The following is a 23,426-nucleotide window of genomic DNA, read 5'->3' on the forward strand; positions in this document are numbered from 1 at the left end:
GTAAGCTATTTCTTTATTTAGGAAGGAATGCGTATTCAATGGAACAAAAACGAAAAGAAATCATTATTAATGAAATTAAATATTGGAAACAAACGCGATTGCTACCGGAACAATATTGCGACTTTTTGCTTGCGTTGTATACGGAAGGAAATCGCGACGATATTGAACAGCCAGCGAGACAAGTGCCGACATGGGCGATTCGCGCAACCGCGGTGATGATCGGCATATGTTTACCGTTTGCCCTTCTTGTCATTTATTTTACTGAATTGTCGTTCGTTTTGCAAACGCTCATTTTGTCACTTTTTGTCATAATTTGTTTTATAGCTGTTCGTTTTTTTGTACAAAACAAAATGTTGACACATATTGCGCTTATTATTGGGGCTTTGTCGCTCCTCCTTTTTTCGATTCGATTGTGTGACGTTTACTTTTCAGGCAGTACGAGCGCATTAGCCGTTGCAGTTATGTTCAATTGTTTCGTCTGGTTATTGATTGGTTGGCGTTTCTCTCTTACGTATTTCATCATTTCCGGGATTGCTGGTATCATCCTTTTTATTTCTTCATTTTTCATTTAAAAAAATTACATACAGGGCTTTTCCTTTATGGGAATTTAAAGTACAATAAAATTGTTTGTAACGTTTTCATTTTGAAAAACATGCTTTATTACATAAGGGAGGGTAAAGTATGAATCGTAATCCATTAATCCCATTTGTACTTATTATGGTGATGGGAATTGGACTCATTTTCTTTCTGTCTGTGAAAGGCCTCGGAGATATGAAAGAGGTTGCGAAAGAGAAAGAAGGCGGCGCAAAGACAGAAGAGACAGCTGCTGCAGGTCCAGAAGATATTTACAAAAAAAGCTGTGTAGCATGTCACGGTGCTAACTATGAAGGTGGCGTTGGTCCATCATTAAAAGGTGTCGGGGATCGTTTATCTGTTGACCAAATTAAAGAAGTCATCACAAACGGTCGCGGAAGCATGCCAGGTGGATTAGTTCCTGCAGACCAAGCGGACGCAATGGCAAAATGGCTTTCTGAATTAAAATAAACGAAGCGAAAAAGTCCCTTTACTTCGGTGAAGGGATTTTTCGTTTTTTGCAAAACATGATAAACTGAAGAAAAAAGTGTGGGTGATGTTTGTGAACGAATTACAGCTATCTAAACGGTTACAAACGGTCGCGTCATTTATTCCAAAAGGGAGCGTACTGGCGGATATCGGATCAGACCATGCATATTTGCCGTGTTATGCGTATTTGCACGGATACATAACAAAAGCCATTGCTGGAGAAGTGGCAGATGGACCGTTTCGTTCTGCAAAGCAACAAGTCGCAAAGAGCGGGCTTTCTCACGTCATTTCCGTTCGCAAAGGAGACGGTCTACAAGTTGTAGCGCTTAATGAAGTAGATTGTGTAACAATAGCCGGAATGGGAGGAACGCTCATCTCGAACATTTTAGAAAATGGAAAAGAGAAGTTAGAAGCTGTAAAACGTCTTATTTTACAGCCAAATGTCGGTGCACATATCGTAAGACAATGGCTACTAAATAACGAATGGGAATTAATTGATGAGCGCATCTTGGAAGAGGATGGGCAAATATACGAAGTGCTTGTTGCAGAACGTGGTGATCCTTATCGTCCGTACACCCAACTTCATGTGGAGCTGTTGCTCGGTCCGTTTTTATTGAAAGAGCGAAATGAAGTGTTTAGGAAAAAATGGGATATGGAAATGAAACATTGGCAGAATGTCATCGAGCAATTGAAGTATGCGAAAACGGACGAGGCGATCAAAAAGAAGCAACAATTTCTCGAAACATTGCAAATGGTAGAGGAGGCTTTAAAACGATGAAAACGCCAAACGGATATGAAATCATCCAGTTGTTTGAGGAGTTTGCTCCAAAACATTTAGCGGTGGAAGGCGATAAAATCGGATTGCAAATCGGTACGTTAAACAAGCCGATTCATCGTATTATGATTACGTTAGATGTATTAGAACATGTTGTCGATGAAGCGATTGAACATGAGATCGATTTAATTATTGCGCATCATCCACCGATTTTTCGGCCGCTCAAACATATTGTGACCGATCAGCCGTATGGACGTATGATTGAAAAGTGTATTAAACATAATATTGCTATTTATGCTGCGCATACAAATTTAGATATTGCCAAAGGTGGTGTGAACGATTGGCTCGCTGAAGCACTGCAACTACAAAACGTAGATGTGCTCGTTCCAACATATGAAGAGCCGCTAAAAAAGCTCGTTATATATGTGCCACGCACACACGCAGATGCGGTGCGCAAAGCCATTGGTGATGCCGGTGCGGGACATATCGGAAACTATAGCCATTGTACATTCAATAGCGAAGGAATGGGAACGTTTTTACCAGAAGAAGGAGCAAATCCGTTTATTGGTCAACAAGGGAAGTTAGAGACGGTAGAAGAAGTGCGCATCGAAACGATTGTTCCTGCACGTTTGCAACGAAAAGTCATTCAAGCGATGTTACAAGCTCATCCGTATGAAGAAGTAGCGTACGACGTATATCCACTTGACAATAAAGGAACGACATATGGACTTGGTCGAATTGGGACATTAAGTGAAGAGATGACGTTACAGCAATTTGCACAACATGTGAAAACATCGTTGCGCGTGCCGACAGTTCGTGTTGTTGGGGAGTTAACAAATCGCGTTCGGAAAGTAGCTGTTATCGGTGGAGACGGAAATAAATATATTCATCAAGCAAAAATGAGCGGTGCTGATGTGTATGTAACAGGTGACTTATATTATCATGTTGCACATGATGCGTTAATGCTCGGTTTAAACGTCGTTGATCCTGGGCATCACGTCGAAAAGGTGATGAAAGAAGGGGTTGCAAACGTATTAAAAACGATGTGTGCACAACAAAAGTTTGATATCGATATATACGTATCGCAAGCCAACACAGAGCCGTTTACGTTCATATAAAAAAGAGGCTTATTCGCCTCTTTTTTTCACTTTCGGTAAAATTTTTGTTAGCGGTACTTTTCGTTCGCGTTTCCATGTTTCAGGATTGTTTGGATCGAATTGCTCTAAAAAGTCGATAACTTCTTTTGTAATTGGCGTTGGTGTAGATGCTCCAGCAGTAACCGCTACTTTTTTTGCATCTTTAATCCATTCAATGTCGATTTCGGTTACATCTGCAACACGATACGCTTTCGTTCCGGCAATCTGTTCCGATACTTGTGCGAGTCGATTCGAGTTATTGCTTCTTGGGTCACCGACAACGATCGTCACATCTGCTTCTTTCGCTTGTTCAGCGACCGCCTCTTGCCGTACTTGCGTCGCTAAACAAATTTCACGATGCATCTCGACATGAGGATATTTTTCTTTTACTTTTTCCATAATATGTGCCACGTCCCACTGGCTCATTGTCGTTTGGTTTGTCACGATAATGCGTTTCGATTGAATATCCAGTTGTTCTACATCTTCAGGCGTTTCAATTAAATGGACAGCATGTGGAGCAACGCCAATTGCCCCTTCAGGCTCAGGATGTCCCTTTTTACCGATATAAATGACTTCATACCCGTTAGCGACCTTTTCGCGAATCAAATTATGCGTCTTTGTGACATCTGGGCATGTAGCATCAATGGTGACAAGTCCTTTTTCTCTCGCTCGTTGTTTTACTTCAGGTGAAACGCCGTGGGCAGTGAAAATGACTGTGCCATGATCGATGTTTTCTAAAATTTCAAGTCGATTTGGCCCGTCAAGTGTAATAATTCCTTCTTCTTCAAACGCGTCCGTTACATGTTTATTATGAACGATCATACCTAAAATGTAGATCGGTCTTGGCAATGTCGGATCGAGCGCAGCGTTGCGGGCGATGACCATCGCATCAACGACTCCGTAACAATATCCGCGTGGCGTAATTTTAATGACTTCCATATGGATTCGCTCCTTCTTGGCGTGTTTGTCGTCTTCATTATATAAAAGAAGAAGCGAACATACAAAAGTTAAATATATAGTTTCGGAACAGATTTCCCTTTTTCATCCGTTTGTTGTTTTTTTTGTTCCTTTATTGTTGGAACGGGGCGTTGTTTTCTCGGTATTTTTTGCTCTATTTGCTTCTCCGTTGTTGCTGCACTTGTTGCATTGGCTGTTTCAGTTGTTTCGTTTATGTTGTCAGATTGTTTCAATTCGCGAAAAATTCGCATCATCGATGGTACGCTTTTAATGAGTGGACCGTATTGTTGCACCATCGGGGTAATCGTTTGGACCATGTTTAACATTTTTTGTACATTTGTTAACATCGAATCAATGCTCGGTAATGCTCCTTGAGCACCGAAAGCTTGTGTAGGGAGTTGGCTGCCGAACAATCGTGAAAACATGCCTCCTTGCGCTTGCCACATCATTGGTTGCTGCCACATAGATGGCATCGGTGGATGTGAAGGTGGAAACATAAATGGACGTCGCAATGAAGTTCCTCCTCTCTTTATGTGTTATGCTTATTTATCTATATTACGATATGCAAGAAAGCTCATATAGTTGAATGAACGGTTGATGTTCGTATATAATATGTAACTGGTCTATTTTTTTATTGAACTGAGAAAGGGGATGAGAAACGATGTTTGAGCGTTTTCCGTTTCATCCGTTTATTATAGAGGCGATTCAACATTTAAAATTCCATAAACCGACACCGATTCAAGAGCGTGTCATTCCAGCCGTGTTGCGTGGTGAAAGCGTCATCGGCCAGTCACAGACGGGAACAGGAAAGACACATGCTTATTTGTTGCCGATCATTCAGCGCATTGATCCGCGTGTAGCTGAAGTACAGGCGGTTATTACTGCACCGACGCGTGAATTGGCAACGCAAATTTATCATGAAGTGTTAAAAATCACAAAGTTTTGCCCGAACGATCATCGCATTATAGCACGCTGTTTTGTCGGTGGAACAGATAAGTTACGTTCAATTGAAAAACTGAAAACACAACCTCATCTTGTCATTGGTACACCGGGGCGCATTGACGATCTCGTTCGCGAACAAGCGTTGTTTGTTCATACGGCTCGCATGCTCGTCGTTGACGAAGCGGATGTGATGCTTGATATGGGGTTTATTGCAGATGTCGATCGCGTCGCGGGTCGTATGCCTGAAGATTTACAAATGCTCGTCTTTTCTGCTACTGTTCCAGAGAGGTTGAAGCCGTTTTTGAAAAAGTATATGGAGAATCCGACTCATATTCATATCGCCCCAAAACAGATCGCAGCACCAACGATTGAACACATTTTAATCCCACTTCGTCATCGCGACCGTTTACAACTTTTACATGATGTATTAGTGAGCTACAACCCATATTTAGCGCTTGTTTTTGTCAATACAAGAAAAACAGCTGACGAGGTGGCGAATGGCTTAATTGATAAAGGATTAAAAGTAGGTGTGTTACACGGAGATTTATCACCACGTGAACGGAAAAAAATGATGAAAGCGATTCGTGATTTGCAATTTCAATATATTGTTGCAACTGATTTAGCGGCGCGCGGAATTGACATTGAAGGCGTCAGTCACGTCATTAACTATGAATTGCCGTCAGACCTAGATTTTTACGTTCATCGTGCTGGACGAACAGGACGTGCAGGTTACGAGGGGATTGCTGCAACGATTTATGAAGCATCCGATCAACATGCGTTAGTTAAGTTAGAAAAGAAAGGGATTCATTTTCTCCATCGTGATTTGCGTCAAGGTGAATGGATCGAACTTGATGCATGGAACGGACGGAAAAAAGAGAAAAAAGTCGATGAAGTGGGACAACTCGTTGAAAAAATAGCGAAAAAACAAAAGAAAGTAAAACCAGGATATAAGAAAAAATTGCGAGAGCAGTTGAAAAAACAAAGAGCGAAAAAGAAATAAGGGAGAGAAGAACGTGTTAAAAATTGGTTCGCACGTATCGATGAGCGGAAAAGAGATGTTGCTAGCCGCGAGTAAAGAGGCGGTATCGTATGGGGCAAATACGTTTATGATTTATACCGGAGCGCCACAAAACACGAGACGGAAACCAATCGAACAGCTAAACATTGAAAAAGGACTTGCCCATATGAAAGAACATGGGATTGATGAAATTGTTGTACATGCCCCGTACATTATTAATATCGGTAATACGACTAATGTCGATACATTTTCTTTAGGTGTTTCTTTTTTACGTTCAGAAATTGAACGAACGGAAGCAATTGGCGCCAAGCAGCTTGTTCTTCACCCGGGAGCGCACGTTGGCGCAGGTATTGAAGCAGGAATTGAAAAAATTATCGAAGGATTAAACGAAGTAATTACAACTGACCAACAAGTACAAATTGCTTTAGAGACGATGGCGGGAAAAGGGTCAGAATGTGGAAGTCGTTTTGAAGAGTTAGCGAAAATCATTGACGGTGTGACACATAACGACAAATTGTCTATCTGCTTTGACACGTGCCACACGCACGATGCCGGGTACGATATTGTTCATGATTTTGACGGAGTATTAGATGAATTCGATCGCATCATTGGGCTTGACCGTCTCAAAGTATTGCACATTAATGATAGTAAAAATGCTTGTGGAAGCCGTAAAGACCGTCATGAAAATATCGGCTTTGGTTATATCGGTTTCGATGCGCTCAATTATATAGTGCATCACCCACAGCTTACGCACGTGCCAAAAATTTTAGAAACGCCATATGTCGGTGAGAAAACGTCTGCGAAGCCGCCATATAAATTCGAAATTGCTATGTTGCGTGCACAACAATTCGATCCAAATGTTCGTGAAAAAATTGTTGAGTAGAAGGCTGTCATCGGCAGCCTTCTTACTGTATAAATTGACGAATGAACTCATTGGCTTGCTTGGCGAGTTGTGGTGATGTGCGATGGGCGAGTTCGCGAATCCAATTTTTTCTCGCTTGTTCGTTAAACACATCAATCGTTTTCTCGCGCATCATTTGAACAATCGTTTCCGCATCTTTCGGTGAAAGCGAAACGTTATATTCTTTTGCATACATCATCAACTCATTTGCGGTAATGGATTTCATTTTATGTTGGACGATTTTATGATATACATTCACGTAACATCCCTCCTTGTTTACGATATGAGCGGGAAAAGGAAGGTGTGCAATGATATAATAAAATAGATGAAGGGGGATTTGGATGAAAAGACAACATAAAGAAGGGGGATTTGGATGAAAAGACAACATAAAAAAGAGACGATTGGCCATTTGTTGTATCGTCTTGTGATGATGACGATTGGTGCCACGCTTGCAGCGGTATCCATCGAGCTGTTTTTAGTGCCAAATGAAATCATTGACGGTGGGATAATCGGTATTTCCCTTATTCTTGATCGCATTCTTCCAAATTACGCATGGTTGAACTTTGCGACACTTGTCGTTTTGTTGAATACACCATTTGTGTATTTTGGTTATAAACAGATCGGAAAAACGTTCATGCTTTCCTCACTATATTCTATCGTTATGTTAGCTGTGATGGAACGATTGTTTCACCATGTATCCCCATTTACAACAGATTCCATTTTAGCAACAGTATTTGGCGGAGCGATTCTTGGTGCGGGTGTGGGACTTGTTATTCGTCATGGAGGTTCGTTAGATGGAACAGAAATTTTAGGTATTTTAATGACGAAAAAATTTCCGTTTTCTGTCGGTGAGTTTGTTATGTTTACAAACATCTTTATTTTTACATGGGCTGCGTTTGTATTCGGACCGAAGCAAGCAATGTACTCTGTTTTGACTTATTATATCGCTTTTAAGACGATTGATACGGTTATTCAAGGGTTAGATGAAACAAAGGCAGTTTTGATCGTATCAGACCGTTATGAAGAAGTGTCGGATGCAATCTTAAATCGACTCGGACGCGGGACGACAAAGTTGATGGGAAAAGGCGGATATACGGACGAGCAAAAAGAAGTCATTTATGCGGTCGTGACACGTTTAGAAGTGACGAAGCTGAAGTCGATTGTATACGAAATTGACGAAAATGCTTTTATTACCATTATGAACACACAAGAAGTACGTGGGGCGAAATTTAAGTCTGCTATTCATTAATGAAAATAAATGCGCTATACTATGAATCGGAATCATTTTGAATTAAGGTGGTCAAACGATGGACGATATTTTGCGTGTTGAAGATGTTTCGTTTCGGTATGATGATGAAGATGTATTGCAACATATTAATTTTCGTATTCCAAAAGGCGCGTTCGTCGGTTTAGTTGGTCCGAATGGGTCAGGGAAATCGACATTGTTAAAATGTGTTTTACGATTGCTAAAACCACAAACGGGGCGAATTTTTTTGTTCGGCACGCCGATTGAGCAGTTTAAAGATTGGCATAAAATCGGTTTTGTATCTCAAAAAGCAAACAGTTTTAATACTGGATTTCCTGCAACCGTATATGAAGTTGTCGCAAGCGGTTTAACAGGAAAGCTCGGTTTGTTTCGTCGGTTAAGTAAAAAGGACGAAAAAGCGGTATATGAAGCGATTGATGCAGTTGGCATGAGCCCATTTATCCGACGCAATATCGGCGAGCTCTCGGGCGGTCAACAACAACGTGTATTTATCGCTCGGGCCATCGTATCGCAACCAGAGTTTTTAATTTTAGATGAACCGACTGTCGGGGTTGATGTACATCATGTGCAAAGTTTTTACGATATGCTTGACCGATTAAATAAACAACAGCATATGACGTTGCTTCTTGTTACTCACGATGTCGGAACAATTACGGAAAAGGTGACGCATGTTGCATGTTTAAACAAACATTTACATTTTCATGGTAGTGTGCAGCAGTTTGCACAGTTAAAAGCAGAAGATGTCGCATCCTTTTATGGGCATCATCTTCATTTACTTGCTCATGACCATTCGTAGAAAGGGGGGTGTGTATGTTAGAAGCTTTATTTCAATATGAGTTTTTGCAAAACGCGTTTGTTGTCGGTATATTGATCGGATTTATTGCCCCTCTTTTAGGTGTGTTCATTGTCGTCAGAAGGTTATCGCTTATTGCTGATGCGTTAAGCCATGTTACACTAGCAGGAATTGCAGCAAGCTTACTTGTGCAAAAAAAATTTTTTACGTTTGCAACATTAAACCCGATTTATATTGGCATGGCCTTTTCTGTTGTCGGTTCGTTATTTATTGAAAAACTGCGTACGGTATATAAACATTATCAAGAATTAGCGATTCCGATCATTTTATCAGGAGGGATCGGTTTAAGCGTCATTTTCATTTCGCTTGCGGATGGCTTTAATACAGATTTGTTCTCATATTTATTCGGAAGTGTAAGCGCAGTAAGCCGAACGGACGTATGGACGATTAGCATCATTTTTTTCATTGTGCTTACCGTCATTTTTCTGTTTTATAAAGAATGGTTTATTTTGTCATTTGACGAAGAATATGCACAAGCATCGGGAGTAAAAGTAAAGTCGCTCCATTTTGTTTTCATTGTGCTAGTCGCTCTTGTCATTGGTGCGTCGATGCGAATTGTCGGCATTTTGCTTGTTTCGTCACTCATGACGCTTCCTGTTGCCGCAAGTATTCGAATAGCGAAAGGATTTAAACAGGCGTTATGGTTTTCCGTTTTGTTCGGTGAATTTGCGGTCATTGTTGGGCTATTTCTTTCCTATTATTTAAACTTAGCTCCCGGTGGAACAATTGTTTTGCTAGCGGTTTGCATATTAATTGGATCAATCATGTGGAAAAAATGGAAGAGAGGATGAAGAAGCGTGAACGTTTCTGAAGCGCTACGATTAATGAAAGAAAAGGGATTTAAGTATACAGGGAAGCGCGAGGAAATGCTTGAATTGTTTGCGAAAACAGATAAATATTTAACTGCAAAAGATGTGCTTGATGTGATGAAAGATCGGTATCCTGGACTTAGTTTTGATACCGTTTATCGCAACCTGGCACTATTCGTTGAGCTCGGTATTTTAGAAATGACTGAGCTATCTGGAGAAAAGCATTTTCGGTTTACATGCAACATGAGCCATCACCACCACCATTTTATTTGCATGACGTGCGGCAAAACGAAAGAACTTGTTACGTGTCCGATGAATGAATTAGCGGAAGACTTGCAAGGATACGCCATTTCAGGACATAAATTTGAAGTGTACGGCACGTGTCCGATGTGTAAACAACAAGCTGACGTGTAATGTCAGCTTGTTGTTGTAAGCAACTTTTCTACTTGTTGTTTTGCCTCATGCCAATTGTACACACGAATGACTCCTTTTGGTAGCGGACCACGATTGTAAGGAGTATCAAATAAAATGACAGGGATCATACATTGTTCCGCAATGTCGCATGCGTTATCGTATTTATCTTCAAAAAAAATGTCGATGTTGTATTTTTTCACAGCCTCAATTTTATTGTGCGAACCGATAAGCTCAATATGATGATAATGAACGCCTTGTTGTTGAAACCATTTTTCTGTTATTTCATATAAGTGACGACCTCGTGCACTAATGTAATATAGCTCATATTCATCTTTCCAGCTATTAATGACCTCTAGTGCTCCGTTCGCAAGAGGAGCTTCGCTATAAATGATCGGCTCATATCGTTCCATCCATTCGTTCAGTTCTTCTTCTGTCGTATCTAAAAAAGGAACTAAATCGTAGTCAGTAATATCATCGAGCGTTAAATTTTTTCGGAATGATTTGTTTAAATATGGAATAAACGCACTTGGACATGTGACTGTTCCATCAATATCGATTCCAAATCGTTGCTTGATCATTGTTTGCTCATCCTTTCATGTCGGGTGCTTCTTGCCCATTATAACATTGACATAAAGTAACATCTATAATGACGTATCGCTTATTGCATAATAATAGTGCTCCTCATTTTACGAAAGCGAGGGAATTGTTATGGACAATGAGCGTCAAGCGTATGACAACGCACGAATAGATACGGTTCCAAACATTGAGCAAGATTTTATGGAAGAAACAGCAGGTGAAATTGCTGAGCCGATTCGATTTTCTGATCGAGAAGTAGAGCGTGGAGAAGACGGTCGTGGCGTTGGCTGGCTTGCACTTGCTTTATCGATTGTTTCTCTTTTCCTTATGCCAGTCATTATGGGGGCGGCCGGCATTATTTTCGGATTTATCGCTCGCCGTCGAGGAGCGGAAACGTTAGGGGCGTGGGCGATTGGAATTGGTGCTGTCTCCATCATTTTAAGCTTTTTCGTCCGATTTTTGTAAATAAGAGGGGAATGTCCCCTCTTATTTTTGTTTCCCTTTCGAGGCATATTCTTCCGCTAATTTATCGATTTCTTTTTTCAGCTCTTCCACCATCGTCTCTTCAGGTACTTTACGAACGATTTTCCCGTGGCGGAACAATAATCCTTCTCCACGTGCCCCTGCGATGCCGATGTCAGCTTCGCGCGCTTCTCCGGGCCCGTTTACTGCGCAGCCGAGAACCGCTACTTTAATCGGCGCTTTAATTTGGGCAATATACTCTTCAATTTCATTTGCAATGTTAATTAAATCAATTTCGATTCGCCCGCACGTCGGACAAGAAATTAACGTTGCGGCGTTCGCCGCAAGACCGAATGCTTTTAACAACTCGCGAGCCACTTTTACTTCTTCGACAGGATCGGCGCTAAGGGATACACGTACGGTGTTACCAATTCCTTTACTTAAAATCGCACCAAGTCCCGCAGCACTTTTTACCGTTCCTGCGAATAACGTACCCGATTCCGTAATCCCAAGGTGTAGCGGATAGTCAAATGCACGAGCGGCTTTTTCGTATGCTTCAATCGCTAAACGAACGTCGGAAGCTTTTAATGACACGATAATGTCTTGAAAATCGAGGTCTTCTAAAATGCGAATATGATGCAGAGCGCTTTCGACCATCCCATCTGCAGTAGGATAGCCGTATTTTTCTAAAATGCGCTTTTCAAGTGAACCAGCGTTGACCCCGATGCGAATCGGTACGCCACGTTCTTTCGCTGCTTTAACGACCGCTTCAACTTTTTCGCGTTTCCCGATATTTCCTGGATTAATGCGAATTTTATCCGCCCCGTTTTCAATCGCTTTTAAAGCAAGGCGATAATCAAAATGAATATCGACAACGAGTGGAATATTAATGCGCTTTTTTATTTCAGCAATCGCATCTGCTGCTCTTTCATCTGGGCAAGCGACGCGAACAATTTGGCATCCAGCTTCTTCAAGTCGATGAATTTGGGCAACAGTCGCATCGACGTCATGCGTTTTTGTTGTCGTCATGCTTTGAATGACAACCTCATTATTCCCGCCAATTGTAATGTTTCCAACACGAACAGGGCGGGTTTTCGAACGATGAATGATTTCACTCACGCGTCAATCGCTCCTTTAACGTATTAATCAAATCATTCTTTATTGTAGCAATGTTTCTTATTTGTTGACAATGTTTTTGCTATTTCTGTTTATAGAGTGGAATACGATACGTTTTGCCAGCTTGAAGGGAATGCGCATTTACATGTGGATTGAGCGCTTGAAAATCAGTAATGAGTTGATCGATGGGTACAGGCAATTTACCGTTCATTTCACGTTCGATAATGGAGAGGAGCGTATCGCCACGTTGGACGGTTATTTCGCGATAAGGTAATTCGTTCGTCCGCTTGTTCGTTTTTTCCGCACGAATCGTATGAATCGTTCCGTCTGTTACATCATGGTAAGCAATCGCACATATAGCAATGAAGATAAGAAGGGTAACTACTTTTTTCATCCTATTTCCCCACCTGTCGTTCTTCTTTCTTCATGCATATGGCTTGTCCTTATCATATATGCACAAAAATTACACTTCTTTTACATCACTTCACATTTGTTTAACATCCCATTCATCATTTGAACTATAAGAAGCAGGCGTATCAGCCTGCTTCTTTGACGGAAGGAAGTTCTTTAATAGACACGAACAAAATGGTAATAGAAACGAACCAATCTAACGCGACAGCGTATGGAACGACAATCTGTAATGCCTCCATAATGGTAAAAAAGACTGTTGCTAGCGTGATGGAGTAGGCGGAAATGCTCCACATATGACGGTACGTCCCGCGCTTATTTAATGTTTCACGGAAAATAAGACCGATGAATGCGAGAACGGTAACGTAAAGGAATTTGCTTGTACATGTGAAAAAGTATAAAACAAAAAATGATAGTGAAATGACGATAGGAAGTAATGATTGCAACGTGCGTGTAAATTCATATACGTCTTTGTTTGTAAAGCGATCTACTTGCATGACGGCATACGGATACGATTGAACGTGGCCATTTACAACGAGCGAAAAGTCTTCTTTTAAAAACGCCACTGCATTTGTGTAGCGCGCTACGTCATCGGTAGTTAATGTACCTGTGCTATCTAATAAAATAGTCACATCAGGATGTATGAGCTCAATTGTTTTTTTTTCGTCCGATATCAATATGCCATCGACAACTTCAAATGGGGGAAGCTCCTCGCCCAATAGTTCGCGCGTTGAGTCGATCGTTTTGTTTATACTTATTATAAAATAAATGGCAATCGGCAACGTTGCAATAAGCGATAAAAAGAATACGTAGCCAATCGCTTTTCCAATCGGATGAAAGCGAAAGCGGGCAATATGTATGGGCGAATAAAGACTTCGTAACAACCGTTTCCACATGATCATTCACATCCTTTACATCCTTTACGCATCATCATTCCCATTCTACTTCTTTTTATGTTCGCTACACAACCATTTTGTTTCACCATTTGCACGTATTGACGGTATGTGACTTTTTTGATAAAATTACCATCGAATATGACGGACCCTTAGCTCAGCTGGTTAGAGCGGACGGCTCATAACCGTCTGGTCGCAGGTTCGAGTCCTGCAGGGTCCATTTTCCTCGCTAAGTGAATTAGCGAGTTTTTTTGCAAATAATTTGAAACATTCGTTTTATTTTGGTACTCTTAAAGTAGGTTCACTTATGAAACTTTTCTGTTTCTAAATATCATTTATCGGTTTCATTTGTGACCAATTACATAATAAATGAGGAGGAATGAAGTATGGCATTTGAATTACCACAATTGCCTTATGCTTACGATGCGTTAGAACCACACATTGATAAGGAAACGATGAACATTCATCACACGAAACATCATAACGCATATGTAACAAACTTAAACGCAGCGCTTGAAGGTCATCCAGAATTACAAAGCAAAACAATCGAAGAGCTAATGGCTAATTTAAACGAAGTACCAGAAAACATCCGTACAGCCGTTCGTAACAACGGAGGAGGGCATGCAAATCATTCGCTCTTTTGGACAATTCTTTCACCAAATGGTGGCGGTGAGCCTACAGGTGAATTAGCTGAAGCAATTAACAATACATTCGGCAGCTTTGAAAAGTTTAAAGAAGAATTTTCAAAGGCGGCTGCAACACGTTTTGGGTCTGGTTGGGCATGGCTTGTTGTGCACAACGGTCAGCTTGAGGTAACAAGTACACCAAACCAAGATACACCATTAATGGAAGGTAAAACACCAATTTTAGGATTAGATGTATGGGAGCATGCATACTACTTAAAATACCAAAACCGTCGTCCAGATTATATTTCAGCGTTTTGGAATGTTGTCAACTGGGACGAAGTTGCGAAACGTTACGCAGCAGCAAAATAATGAGGAAGAGCTCGGCAAATTTTTGTCGAGCTCTTTTTGCATATCGCTACAAAAGAGTAGGCAAACTACCTGTCAAGAAAGGGAGTTTGCCTATGAACAGATGGAAACGAATCATTGCGTACATTCACACACATCGCCAATTGTTTCTTTTACTAGCAATCGGCGGATTGTATTCTCTTAGCATCGCTTTGTCCAATACGTTTGTAAACGTATATGTTTGGAAAAAAGTGAACAGTTTTCATGCCCTAGGTGTGTACAATTTAGCGATTGTCACATGGCAGCCGCTTGCATTTATCGTTGCTGGGAAAATCGCCAAAAAAATTGATCGCGTCATCGTTTTACGAATGGGCGTGACGTTTTTGGCACTCTTTTTTTTAGTCGTATTATTCAGTGGAAATCGAGCGATGGATCATTTGTTTTTCCTTGGTGGTTTGCTTGGTGTTGGTTATGGTTTCTATTGGCTTGCATTTAACGTCTTAACATTTGAAATTACTGAGCCAAATACGCGCGATTTATTTAATGGATTGCTTGGAGCAATGACATCTGTGGCAGGAATGATCGGCCCCCCAATTGCTGGATGGGTCATCGCTTCAAGTGAGAAGTTTACGGGGTATATGGCGATTTTTTTATCCTCTTTATGTTTATTTATTGCAGCTGTTGTATGTAGCTTTTTTGTACATCGGAGGCAATCTGCAGGCCGTTTCATGTTACAACGTGCGTATGCCGAACGAAAGAAAAATAAAAATTGGAGAATGATTACAAACGCTCACTTTTTTCAAGGATTTCGGGAAGGAACGTTTGTGTTTATCGTTTCTATTTTCTTATTTATGGCAACAGGAACAGAAAAAGCACTTGGCGTATTTGGTTTCGTCAATGCGGTCGTTTCGTTTATTACGTATTCGCTTGCCTCTAAATATATAAAGCAACGCTGGCGACTGCATGCCATTTTATTTGGTGGCGTGCTATTGTATGCTTCTGTATTTTTGCTCGTGTTCGATTTATCCTACTTCAAACTGATCGTATACGGTGCGCTTATTGCTGTTGGTTATCCGATTTTGCTTGTCCCATATTTGTCGCTTACATTTGACGTCATTGGACAAAGCAATCATGCAAAGGAGTGGCGCATTGAATATATTGTGATGAGAGAATTATTTTTGAACGGTGGCCGTGCAACGTCTGTCTTATTGTTTTTATTAGCCATTACGTTATTTGATGCAAAAGAGGCGATTCCATTATTAATGTTAATTGTTGGATCTGGTCATTTCATCATTTATTTTTTTGTGCGGCACATTCGACTTTCAATGTAGAAATTTGCGAGCGTTTCTTTTACAATGGGGAAGGAGCAAGTAAAGGAGGTGCTCGCCTGTTTTGAAGCAAATACAACAAGCTAAAAATGTAAAGAAAAAGAAAAAAAGAATGCAGTTGCCATTTCGACTAAACGTATTGTTTTTTGTTGTGTTTTTACTGTTTTCTGCGCTTATTTTACGATTAGGTGTCATTCAAATTGTTTACGGTGAACAATATCGGAAAGAAGTTGAGCGCACAGAAAATGTTACAGTCAATACACCAGCACCGCGCGGAAAAATTTATGACCGCAACTATCAAGTCGTCGTCGATAACGAGCCACTTCATGCGATCACGTATACGCGCTCGCAAACAACAAAACCTTCGGAAATGATTGAAGTAGCAAAAAAGTTAGCAATGTATATTGAAAAGCCGACGGATCGTGTGACAGAGCGAGATATAAAAGATTATTGGATTTTAACAAATGAGGAGAAGGCGAAAGAAAAAATTACAGAAGAAGAATGGAAACAGTTTCGCGCTAAAAAGTTGGGAGATAAAGATATTTATCGACTGCAACTTGAGCGCATTACAGAAGAAGATGTAAAAGCAATTAAAGAAAAGGAGCTTGAAGTTGTCGCTATTTTTCGGGAAATGAATAGTGGATACGCGTTGACGCCACAAATGATTAAAAATGAAGGGGTAACGAATGAAGAATATGCGGTTGTTAGCGAGCATTTAGAAGAATTGCCAGGGGTAGATGTAACGACAGATTGGGATCGTCATTATGCATTTGGTGATACGTTTCGTACCGTGCTGGGAAATATTACATCATCGGAAGAAGGGTTACCGCGTGAAAAGCTTGACTACTATTTAGCGCGCGATTACAGCCGAAATGACCGCGTCGGAAAAAGTTACATTGAAGCTCAATATGAAGATGTGTTGCGCGGACAAAAAGCAAAAATAAAAAATGTGACCGATAAAGCGGGGAATATTATTGAAACGATTGAAATATCGCAAGGACAACGTGGGAAAGACATCGTTTTAACGATCGATATGGAGCTACAAAAACGCGTCGAGCAAATTATTGAAGAAGAATTGACGGCAATGAAACGGCGCGGTGGAACCGAATTGCTTGATCGCGCTTTCGTTGTCATGATGGACCCGAATACGGGAGAGATTTTATCGCTAGCTGGGAAACTGTATACACGTGATGAGAATGGGAAAGCAGTGTTCAAAGATTATGCCCTTGGAACAATCACATCTGCTTATGCGATGGGATCAGCAGTGAAAGGTGCTACTGTTTTAACCGGTTTTCAAACCGGCGTCATTCGACCTGGTACAGTGCTTACTGATGAACCGCTATATATTAAGGATACTAAACCGAAAAAATCGCATAGCGGTATTCGTCCGGGACCGATGAACGATTTAAAAGCGCTTGAAATGTCGTCAAACGTTTATATGTTTAAAACAGCTATTGCGATCGCAGGTTCTACATATCGTCCGCATCAACCGTTGCCGATTAAAAAAGAAGCGTTTTCGATTATGCGGCGATATTTTAATCAGTTCGGTTTAGGTGTGAGAACAGGGATTGATTTGCCTGGGGAAATTATCGGATGGCCTGGACAAAGTACGCTTCCAGGGCATTTACTTGACTTAGCTATTGGGCAGTTTGATGTATACACGCCAATTCAAATGGCGCAATACGTTTCAACGATCGCTAACGGTGGATATCGCATTCAACCACATGTCGTAAAAGAAATTCGCGAACCGATTAGCGAAAAAAATGAAATGGGAAATGTCATTTATTCGTTTGAGCCGAAAGTGTTAAATCGAGTTGATATGAAAACGGAGTATATTGAGCGCGTGCGTGAAGGATTTTATCGCGTTATGCACGGTTCACACGGAACAGCGCGTGCCTTTTTCGCAAACGCCCCTTATGATCCAGCAGGAAAAACAGGAACCGCACAGGCGTTTTATGATGGACCGATCAAGTCGAGACGGATGACGTCAACATACAATTTGACGTTAGTTGGCTTCGCTCCGTACAACAATCCGGAAGTGGCGTTTGCTGTTGTTGTGCCTTGGGTATATCAAAATCCGAGAAACCATTATCCGATCAATAATTACATTGGAAGAAAAATTTTAGATGCATATTTTGAATTGAAAACAAAGCGCCAATTCGGAGAGCAACCCTCTACTGAACCGTTGAATAATGATGAACAAACAATGGAAAGATAAAAGAAAGCGAATTTACAAAAGCTTAACATTTGTTTAAAACGAATTTAATACCTTTCCATTATTCTATAACTCGTGGGACAAAAACTAATGAAAAAGTAGGGGGAAATCAAAAGATGAATAAAAACAAATGGTTTGCACTCGCAAGTGTAACAAGCGCTGTATTAGCATTTACGACAGCATGTGGTGGCGGCGCTGAGCAAGGCGGCGAAAATGGCGGAGAGCAATTAAGCGGTAACGTTGTTGTAGATGGATCGTCTACTGTTTATCCGATTGTTGAAGCTGCCGCTGAAGCGTATGCGGGTGAACAACCAGATGTCAAAGTATCTGTTGGTTTGTCCGGAACAGGTGGCGGATTTGAAAAGTTTACAAAAGGAGAAACAGACTTTTCAAACGCTTCTCGTCCAATTAAAGATGAAGAAAAGAAAGCTGCTGAGCAAAACGGTATTCAATTTGAAGAGCTCCAAGTTGCATTCGACGGTCTTTCTGTTTTAGTAAATAAAGATAACGACTGGGTTGATTATTTAACAGTTGATGAACTAAAGAAAATTTTTACATCCGGTGCGGTAAACGGTAATGACAAAGTCAAATGGTCAGACATTCGTCCAGAATGGCCAAATGAAGAAATTAAATTGTTCTCACCGGGACACGACTCTGGTACGTTTGATTACTTTGATGAAGTCATTTTAGATGGACAACCGTTAAACAAAACAGCGCAATTATCTGAAGATGATAACGTACTTGTTCAAGGAATTGCAGGCGATAAAAATGCGCTCGGTTACTTCGGATTTGCATACTACACTGAAAATAAAGATAAGTTGAGAGCTGTACCAATTGATAACGGAAACGGTCCAGTAGAACCGACGCATGAAACAATTCAAAGCGGTGAGTATGCACCACTTTCTCGCCCATTATTTACGTATGTAAGCGTAAAGGCGTTAAAAGAAAAGCCACAAGTATATGATTTCGCGAAATTTTTATTAGAGAACGGTGCGGAGTTTGCTGAAGAAGTTGGATATGTAGCGCTTCCACAAGAAAAATATGATGAGCAATTGAAAAAGCTTGAAGGATTGAAATAACGAAACGTAAAGATGAGAAGCGACACCACAGTCGCTTCTCATCTTGCCATGAATTTGGAAAGGGGTTTTCACATTATGGCGATGACAGATGGGAATCGTTCATATTCCGTCCGTGAAATGATTAAAGAAAATAAGAAAAAACAAAGCGGACAACAGTTTATGGAATGGTTCATGCCAAAATTGTTACTATTAACAGCTACCATTTCGGTTTTAACGACAATCGGCATTTTATTTACATTGTTATTTGAAACATTTATTTTCTTTGAACGAGTATCAATCGTTGAATTTTTAACGAGTAAAGAATGGCTTCCATGGGATGAAAAAACAGGTTCGTTCGGCATTGCTCCGCTCGTGACAGGAACGCTTTTAACGACAGCGATTGCGATGGTTGTAGCCATCCCAATCGGTTTAGCTTCAGCGATTTACTTGAGTGAGTATGCGTCTGAAAAAGCAAGAAAAGTATTAAAACCGATATTAGAAGTGTTGGCGGGAATTCCAACGATTGTGTACGGATTTTTCGCATTAACGTTCGTCACACCTCTTTTACAAAAGATCATTCCAGATCTCGGGATTTTTAACGCGTTAAGCCCAGGAATTGTCATGGGAATTATGATTATTCCAATGGTTGCTTCTTTATCTGAAGATGCAATGAGTTCCGTACCAAACTCCATTCGTGAAGGAGCGCTCGGTCTCGGATCAACAAAGTTAGAAGTGGCGTTAAAAGTCGTCCTTCCTGCAGCGACGTCAGGTATTGCGGCATCGTTTATGCTGGCGATTTCTCGTGCTGTCGGTGAGACGATGATTGTAGCAGTAGCGGGTGGTTCGTCTCCAGTCTTTACGTTTGATGTGACAAAATCGATTCAAACGTTAACAGCATACATTGTTCAAGTGACAACGGGAGATGCTGGATATGGAACAACAGTTTATTACAGCATTTATGCGGTCGGGATGACGTTATTCGTGTTCACATTAGCCATGAACTTACTCGCACAATACATTTCTCGTCGCTTTAGGGAGGAGTATTAATCATGGAAAAATTAATTGATAAACAACGTGTCGTTCAACATATGAACGGTCGTCTGTTACGCAATAATGTGTTAAAATTTCTGTTTTTCTTAGCGACATTATTCGGATTGATTGTTCTCGTCGTCCTTCTATATCGGATACTCACTCAAGCACTTGGCTGGCTAAACATGGACTTTTTAAATAACTTCCCGTCTCGTCGTCCGGAAAAAGCAGGGATAAAAGCGGGGTTGGTCGGTTCACTTTGGTTGATGGTGATCGTTGCTCCTGTTTCCCTTATTCTCGGGGTTGGAACAGCGATTTACTTAGAGGAGTATGCAAAGAAAAGTCGGTTCACTGATTTTATTCAAACGAACATTTCTAACTTAGCAGGTGTTCCATCGATCGTATTCGGTTTGCTTGGTTTGACGATTTTCGTTCGCGAGTTGAATTTAGGTCGAAGCATTTTAGCAGCAGGTTTGACAATGAGTTTGCTCGTTCTCCCGGTTATCGTCGTTGCAGCACAAGAAGCTATTCGCGCTGTGCCAAATCAATTGCGTGAAGCATCGTATGGTATGGGGGCAACAAAATGGCAGACGATTTATCGCATCGTTCTTCCAGCGGCCATTCCTGGTATTTTAACAGGTAGCATTTTGGCGCTGTCACGTGCAATTGGTGAAACTGCGCCGCTCGTTGTTTTAGGTATTCCGACATTTTTGGCGTACTTGCCACAGGACATTCTCGATACATTTACTGTCATGCCGATGCAAATTTACAACTGGACGTCACGCCCACAAGCTGACTTTCAACATGTAGCAGCAGCGGGAATTGTCGTGTTGCTCGTTGTGTTAATCTTTATGAACTCGATTGCTATTTTCATTCGCAACAAGTTTCAAAAACGTTATTAATTGCGCGTTGAAAGGGGAACTGATTAATGGAATTAACAGTTGTGAAAGAACGTAAAAATAAACAGTCTGAAGAACAAAGAGAAAGAAATGTTGTGTATCGGACGAAAAACTTAAACTTATGGTACGGCGAACATCATGCGTTAAAAAATATTGACTTAGATATTTACGAAAATGAAGTAACAGCAATTATCGGTCCGTCAGGTTGTGGAAAATCGACATATATTAAAACGCTAAACCGAATGATTGAACTTGTACCGAATGTACGTACATCTGGGGAAATTACGTATCGCGGTCGCAATATTTTTGATAAATCGTATCGTGTGGAAGAATTGCGTACACAAGTCGGCATGGTATTCCAAAAGCCGAATCCGTTCCCGAAATCGATTTATGACAACGTTGCATACGGTCCGCGCATTCACGGCATTCGCGACAAGAAAATTTTAGATGAAATCGTTGAAAAAAGTTTGCGCGGTGCAGCGATTTGGGACGAAGTAAAGGATCGCTTGCATACGAACGCATACGGATTATCGGGCGGACAACAACAACGTTTATGTATTGCGCGCTGTTTAGCGATTGAGCCAGATGTTATTTTAATGGATGAACCAACATCTGCGCTTGACCCAATTTCTACATTAAAAGTAGAAGAACTTGTACAGGAGTTAAAGAAAAATTACAGCATTATTATCGTTACACATAACATGCAACAAGCTGCTCGTATTTCTGATAAAACAGCCTTTTTCTTAAACGGTGAAGTGATCGAGTATAGCGATACAGATAAGTTATTCTCCAATCCAGACGATAAACGAACAGAAGATTACATTACAGGTCGATTCGGATAAAAAAATCGTGCGGGTACGCTCGCACGATTTTTTCAAAATGATAAAAAGGGGGAGTGAATATGGCTGTACGTGAAAAATTTGATTACGATTTACAAACGTTGCGCGACCAATTATTGCAGCTCGGAAGTCTTGCAGAAATCGCATTAACGCAGTCGTTTGAAGCGTTAAAAACAAAAAATAGCGATTTAGCATTGCAAGTGCTCGAGAACGATACAAAAATTGATCTACTTGATGAGGAAATTAACGATTTTGCGATTTTACTAATTGCAAAACAACAACCGGTCGCAATTGATTTACGCCGCATTATTGTTGCGATTAAAATTGCAACGGACGTTGAAAGAATGGCGGACTTTGCAGTCAATATTGCAAAATCAGCCATTCGAATCGGTGAGCAGCCGTTTGTCATCTCGTTAAATAAGTTAGAAAAAATGCATGAAATCGCAGTAAATATGCTTTCGTTAACGTTAAAAGCGTATTACGAAGAAGATGTCGTTACGGCGAAAAAAGTGGCTGACATGGACGATGAAGTTGATCGTTTGTACGGCGAAACGATTCGGGAATTGCTCGAGCGCACAAAAGCACATCCAGATGCGATGTCACAAATTACGCAACTATCGTTTACGGCTCGCTACATTGAACGCATTGCAGATCACGCGACAAACATCGCTGAGAACGTATTTTATTTAGTAAAGGGAAAACATTACGATTTAAACGACTAAATGAAAAGGATGTCCAACAGCGGACATCCTTATTTTGTGATTTTTTTTGTGATTTGTTCATATGACATGTCACTTGTAACAACATACGTTCCAGGGCGTAGCGCACGCGTCAATTGATGTGTATCGAGATATGTTAAAAATGATTGCGCGTCATCAATAATATGCGCTTGTTCAAGTCGGTTAGCAACGTCGCGACTTGCCTCTCCTTTGGCAATCGTTAACGTATAAATGTACACTTTTTCTTTTTGAGATGGTGTTGTTTTTTCAATTTCTTTTTTTTGTTTTTCGAGTTTTTCAGCGAGTTCATTTCGTTCAGCAACGATTTGTTCATACTGCTGTTCGCTGATGATAGTATACTGCTTGTCATTCGTGTAATGAACGATAGCAAGTATCGTTGTGGCAAACAACATTCCAACCGCAAATGCACGTGTTGTCTTTCTCATCGTTTATTCCTCGCGATCACAATATTTACTTCATCTATCGGCATGTTGAGTTTGCGGGCAATTTGTTCTTTTGTCCAACCTTGCTTATGTAGATGCCATATTTGTTCTTCAGTTGAAAACAACTCCATTCCGACAAGCAGCTCTTCTTCAAGCGCTTTAACTCGCTTTTTTATTTCGTACAATTGTTGCATCGTCGATAATGTGAGTTGCTCTACTTGTTCTTCTACCTCTTTTACACGATCTTTTTGAAAGAAAGAAATAAGCAATAGTATGATTGCAAAAGAAATGAGTCCAATCAATGTATATTCGATCATGTTTGTCACCCCACTTTAT

General features: G+C 40.7%; 28 protein-coding genes and 1 tRNA gene. 20 read left to right on the plus strand and 9 right to left on the minus strand.

What is annotated here, in order from left to right; genetic code table 11:
- Positions 1-38: 38 nt before the first annotated feature.
- From NSQ23_RS05080 to NSQ23_RS05095, 4 genes are all read left to right on the plus strand, one after another.
- Entirely contained in the window at positions 39-572 is a 534-nt protein-coding gene (locus NSQ23_RS05080; RefSeq protein ID WP_339173476.1) for a hypothetical protein, read from the plus strand.
- A 109-nt stretch (positions 573-681) separates the two neighbouring features.
- Positions 682-1,044, plus strand: coding sequence for a cytochrome c550 (gene cccA / locus NSQ23_RS05085; protein WP_004889486.1), 363 nt, complete (start codon positions 682-684; stop codon positions 1,042-1,044).
- Positions 1,045-1,129: 85 nt separating this feature from the next.
- Positions 1,130-1,840, plus strand: coding sequence for a tRNA (adenine(22)-N(1))-methyltransferase TrmK (locus NSQ23_RS05090; protein ID WP_339174298.1), 711 nt, complete (start codon positions 1,130-1,132; stop codon positions 1,838-1,840).
- Positions 1,837-2,955, plus strand: coding sequence for a Nif3-like dinuclear metal center hexameric protein (locus NSQ23_RS05095; protein WP_339173479.1), 1,119 nt, complete (start codon positions 1,837-1,839; stop codon positions 2,953-2,955). Before NSQ23_RS05090 ends, NSQ23_RS05095 begins: the two co-directional genes overlap by 4 nt.
- Positions 2,956-2,964: 9 nt before the next feature.
- Here the strand turns inward: NSQ23_RS05095 and NSQ23_RS05100 are convergent, their stop codons facing one another.
- Positions 2,965-3,912: a 4-hydroxy-3-methylbut-2-enyl diphosphate reductase gene (locus tag NSQ23_RS05100; RefSeq protein ID WP_004889489.1), complete on the minus strand. Its 948-nt coding sequence runs from the start codon at positions 3,910-3,912 to the stop codon at positions 2,965-2,967.
- A 68-nt stretch (positions 3,913-3,980) separates the two neighbouring features.
- Complete coding sequence (vrrA, locus tag NSQ23_RS05105; RefSeq protein WP_339173482.1) at positions 3,981-4,442, minus strand: VrrA/YqfQ family protein; 462 nt, start codon at positions 4,440-4,442, stop codon at positions 3,981-3,983.
- 149 nt (positions 4,443-4,591) lie between these two features.
- Here vrrA and NSQ23_RS05110 point away from each other — a divergent pair, with 149 nt between their 5' ends.
- On the plus strand, positions 4,592-5,872 hold the full coding sequence (locus NSQ23_RS05110) for a DEAD/DEAH box helicase (protein WP_192948250.1): 1,281 nt from the start codon (positions 4,592-4,594) through the stop codon (positions 5,870-5,872).
- 13 nt (positions 5,873-5,885) lie between these two features.
- Positions 5,886-6,773 (plus strand): deoxyribonuclease IV, encoded by an 888-nt coding sequence (locus tag NSQ23_RS05115; RefSeq protein WP_064221250.1) that lies wholly within the window; start codon positions 5,886-5,888, stop codon positions 6,771-6,773.
- Positions 6,774-6,795: 22 nt separating this feature from the next.
- Here the strand turns inward: NSQ23_RS05115 and NSQ23_RS05120 are convergent, their stop codons facing one another.
- A complete protein-coding gene (locus NSQ23_RS05120; protein ID WP_004889494.1) occupies positions 6,796-7,050 on the minus strand; it encodes a DUF2624 domain-containing protein in 255 nt (84 codons plus the stop codon).
- Between the two features lie 114 nt (positions 7,051-7,164).
- Between NSQ23_RS05120 and NSQ23_RS05125 the strand changes: the two genes are divergently transcribed.
- Genes NSQ23_RS05125 through NSQ23_RS05140 form a run of 4 tightly spaced genes read left to right on the plus strand, consistent with a single transcriptional unit; the run spans position 7,165 to position 10,134 of the window.
- Positions 7,165-8,040 carry a YitT family protein gene (locus tag NSQ23_RS05125; protein ID WP_192953963.1) on the plus strand — a complete coding sequence of 292 codons (876 nt, stop codon included), beginning with the start codon at positions 7,165-7,167 and terminating at the stop codon, positions 8,038-8,040.
- 58 nt (positions 8,041-8,098) lie between these two features.
- Positions 8,099-8,854 carry a metal ABC transporter ATP-binding protein gene (locus NSQ23_RS05130; protein ID WP_192953964.1) on the plus strand — a complete coding sequence of 252 codons (756 nt, stop codon included), beginning with the start codon at positions 8,099-8,101 and terminating at the stop codon, positions 8,852-8,854.
- Positions 8,855-8,868: 14 nt separating this feature from the next.
- Complete coding sequence (locus tag NSQ23_RS05135) at positions 8,869-9,702, plus strand: metal ABC transporter permease (RefSeq protein WP_339173484.1); 834 nt, start codon at positions 8,869-8,871, stop codon at positions 9,700-9,702.
- A gap of 6 nt (positions 9,703-9,708) precedes the next feature.
- A complete protein-coding gene (locus NSQ23_RS05140; RefSeq protein WP_004889498.1) occupies positions 9,709-10,134 on the plus strand; it encodes a Fur family transcriptional regulator in 426 nt (141 codons plus the stop codon).
- A gap of 2 nt (positions 10,135-10,136) precedes the next feature.
- Here NSQ23_RS05140 and NSQ23_RS05145 read toward each other — a convergent pair whose 3' ends face one another.
- Complete coding sequence (locus NSQ23_RS05145; RefSeq protein WP_192953965.1) at positions 10,137-10,712, minus strand: hypothetical protein; 576 nt, start codon at positions 10,710-10,712, stop codon at positions 10,137-10,139.
- Between the two features lie 130 nt (positions 10,713-10,842).
- On the opposite strand from NSQ23_RS05145, the gene NSQ23_RS05150 reads away from it, so the two are divergent.
- On the plus strand, positions 10,843-11,175 hold the full coding sequence (locus NSQ23_RS05150; protein ID WP_004889501.1) for a hypothetical protein: 333 nt from the start codon (positions 10,843-10,845) through the stop codon (positions 11,173-11,175).
- A 21-nt stretch (positions 11,176-11,196) separates the two neighbouring features.
- Here NSQ23_RS05150 and ispG read toward each other — a convergent pair whose 3' ends face one another.
- The 3 genes from ispG to NSQ23_RS05165 form a co-directional block, all read right to left on the minus strand.
- The gene (ispG, locus tag NSQ23_RS05155) at positions 11,197-12,291 is read right to left on the minus strand and encodes a flavodoxin-dependent (E)-4-hydroxy-3-methylbut-2-enyl-diphosphate synthase (protein WP_339173488.1); all 1,095 of its coding nucleotides are present in this window, start codon (positions 12,289-12,291) and stop codon (positions 11,197-11,199) included.
- A 79-nt stretch (positions 12,292-12,370) separates the two neighbouring features.
- On the minus strand, positions 12,371-12,682 hold the full coding sequence (locus NSQ23_RS05160; protein WP_004889503.1) for a hypothetical protein: 312 nt from the start codon (positions 12,680-12,682) through the stop codon (positions 12,371-12,373).
- Between the two features lie 142 nt (positions 12,683-12,824).
- On the minus strand, positions 12,825-13,592 hold the full coding sequence (locus tag NSQ23_RS05165; protein ID WP_230456168.1) for a DUF1189 domain-containing protein: 768 nt from the start codon (positions 13,590-13,592) through the stop codon (positions 12,825-12,827).
- A gap of 143 nt (positions 13,593-13,735) precedes the next feature.
- On the opposite strand from NSQ23_RS05165, the gene NSQ23_RS05170 reads away from it, so the two are divergent.
- The 9 genes from NSQ23_RS05170 to phoU all read left to right on the plus strand — a co-directional run bounded on the left by NSQ23_RS05170 (position 13,736) and on the right by phoU (position 22,650).
- A tRNA-Ile gene (locus NSQ23_RS05170) sits at positions 13,736-13,809 on the plus strand.
- Positions 13,810-13,975: 166 nt separating this feature from the next.
- Positions 13,976-14,584: a superoxide dismutase SodA gene (gene sodA / locus NSQ23_RS05175; protein WP_004889507.1), complete on the plus strand. Its 609-nt coding sequence runs from the start codon at positions 13,976-13,978 to the stop codon at positions 14,582-14,584.
- Between the two features lie 92 nt (positions 14,585-14,676).
- Positions 14,677-15,891 carry an MFS transporter gene (locus NSQ23_RS05180; protein WP_339173493.1) on the plus strand — a complete coding sequence of 405 codons (1,215 nt, stop codon included), beginning with the start codon at positions 14,677-14,679 and terminating at the stop codon, positions 15,889-15,891.
- Positions 15,892-15,952: 61 nt separating this feature from the next.
- A complete protein-coding gene (locus NSQ23_RS05185; RefSeq protein WP_339173496.1) occupies positions 15,953-18,106 on the plus strand; it encodes a penicillin-binding protein 2 in 2,154 nt (717 codons plus the stop codon).
- Between the two features lie 113 nt (positions 18,107-18,219).
- Positions 18,220-19,182, plus strand: coding sequence for a PstS family phosphate ABC transporter substrate-binding protein (locus NSQ23_RS05190; RefSeq protein ID WP_339173499.1), 963 nt, complete (start codon positions 18,220-18,222; stop codon positions 19,180-19,182).
- 75 nt (positions 19,183-19,257) lie between these two features.
- Positions 19,258-20,208, plus strand: a complete 951-nt coding sequence (gene pstC, locus NSQ23_RS05195) for a phosphate ABC transporter permease subunit PstC (protein WP_077428776.1) — start codon at positions 19,258-19,260, stop codon at positions 20,206-20,208.
- A gap of 2 nt (positions 20,209-20,210) precedes the next feature.
- On the plus strand, positions 20,211-21,092 hold the full coding sequence (gene pstA / locus NSQ23_RS05200) for a phosphate ABC transporter permease PstA (RefSeq protein WP_339173502.1): 882 nt from the start codon (positions 20,211-20,213) through the stop codon (positions 21,090-21,092).
- 26 nt (positions 21,093-21,118) lie between these two features.
- Positions 21,119-21,931 (plus strand): phosphate ABC transporter ATP-binding protein PstB, encoded by an 813-nt coding sequence (pstB, locus tag NSQ23_RS05205; RefSeq protein ID WP_192948257.1) that lies wholly within the window; start codon positions 21,119-21,121, stop codon positions 21,929-21,931.
- A gap of 59 nt (positions 21,932-21,990) precedes the next feature.
- Positions 21,991-22,650: a phosphate signaling complex protein PhoU gene (gene phoU, locus NSQ23_RS05210; RefSeq protein WP_192952418.1), complete on the plus strand. Its 660-nt coding sequence runs from the start codon at positions 21,991-21,993 to the stop codon at positions 22,648-22,650.
- Between the two features lie 29 nt (positions 22,651-22,679).
- On the opposite strand, the gene NSQ23_RS05215 is transcribed toward phoU, so the two are convergent.
- Positions 22,680-23,093 carry an endolytic transglycosylase MltG gene (locus tag NSQ23_RS05215; protein WP_339173506.1) on the minus strand — a complete coding sequence of 138 codons (414 nt, stop codon included), beginning with the start codon at positions 23,091-23,093 and terminating at the stop codon, positions 22,680-22,682.
- Entirely contained in the window at positions 23,090-23,407 is a 318-nt protein-coding gene (locus NSQ23_RS05220) for a hypothetical protein (RefSeq protein WP_339173509.1), read from the minus strand. Before NSQ23_RS05220 ends, NSQ23_RS05215 begins: the two co-directional genes overlap by 4 nt.
- Positions 23,408-23,426: the final 19 nt, after the last annotated feature.

The organism is Anoxybacillus sp. FSL W8-1294, from assembly GCF_037965005.1.
Taxonomy (GTDB): Bacteria; Bacillota; Bacilli; order Bacillales; family Anoxybacillaceae; genus Anoxybacillus; species Anoxybacillus flavithermus_G.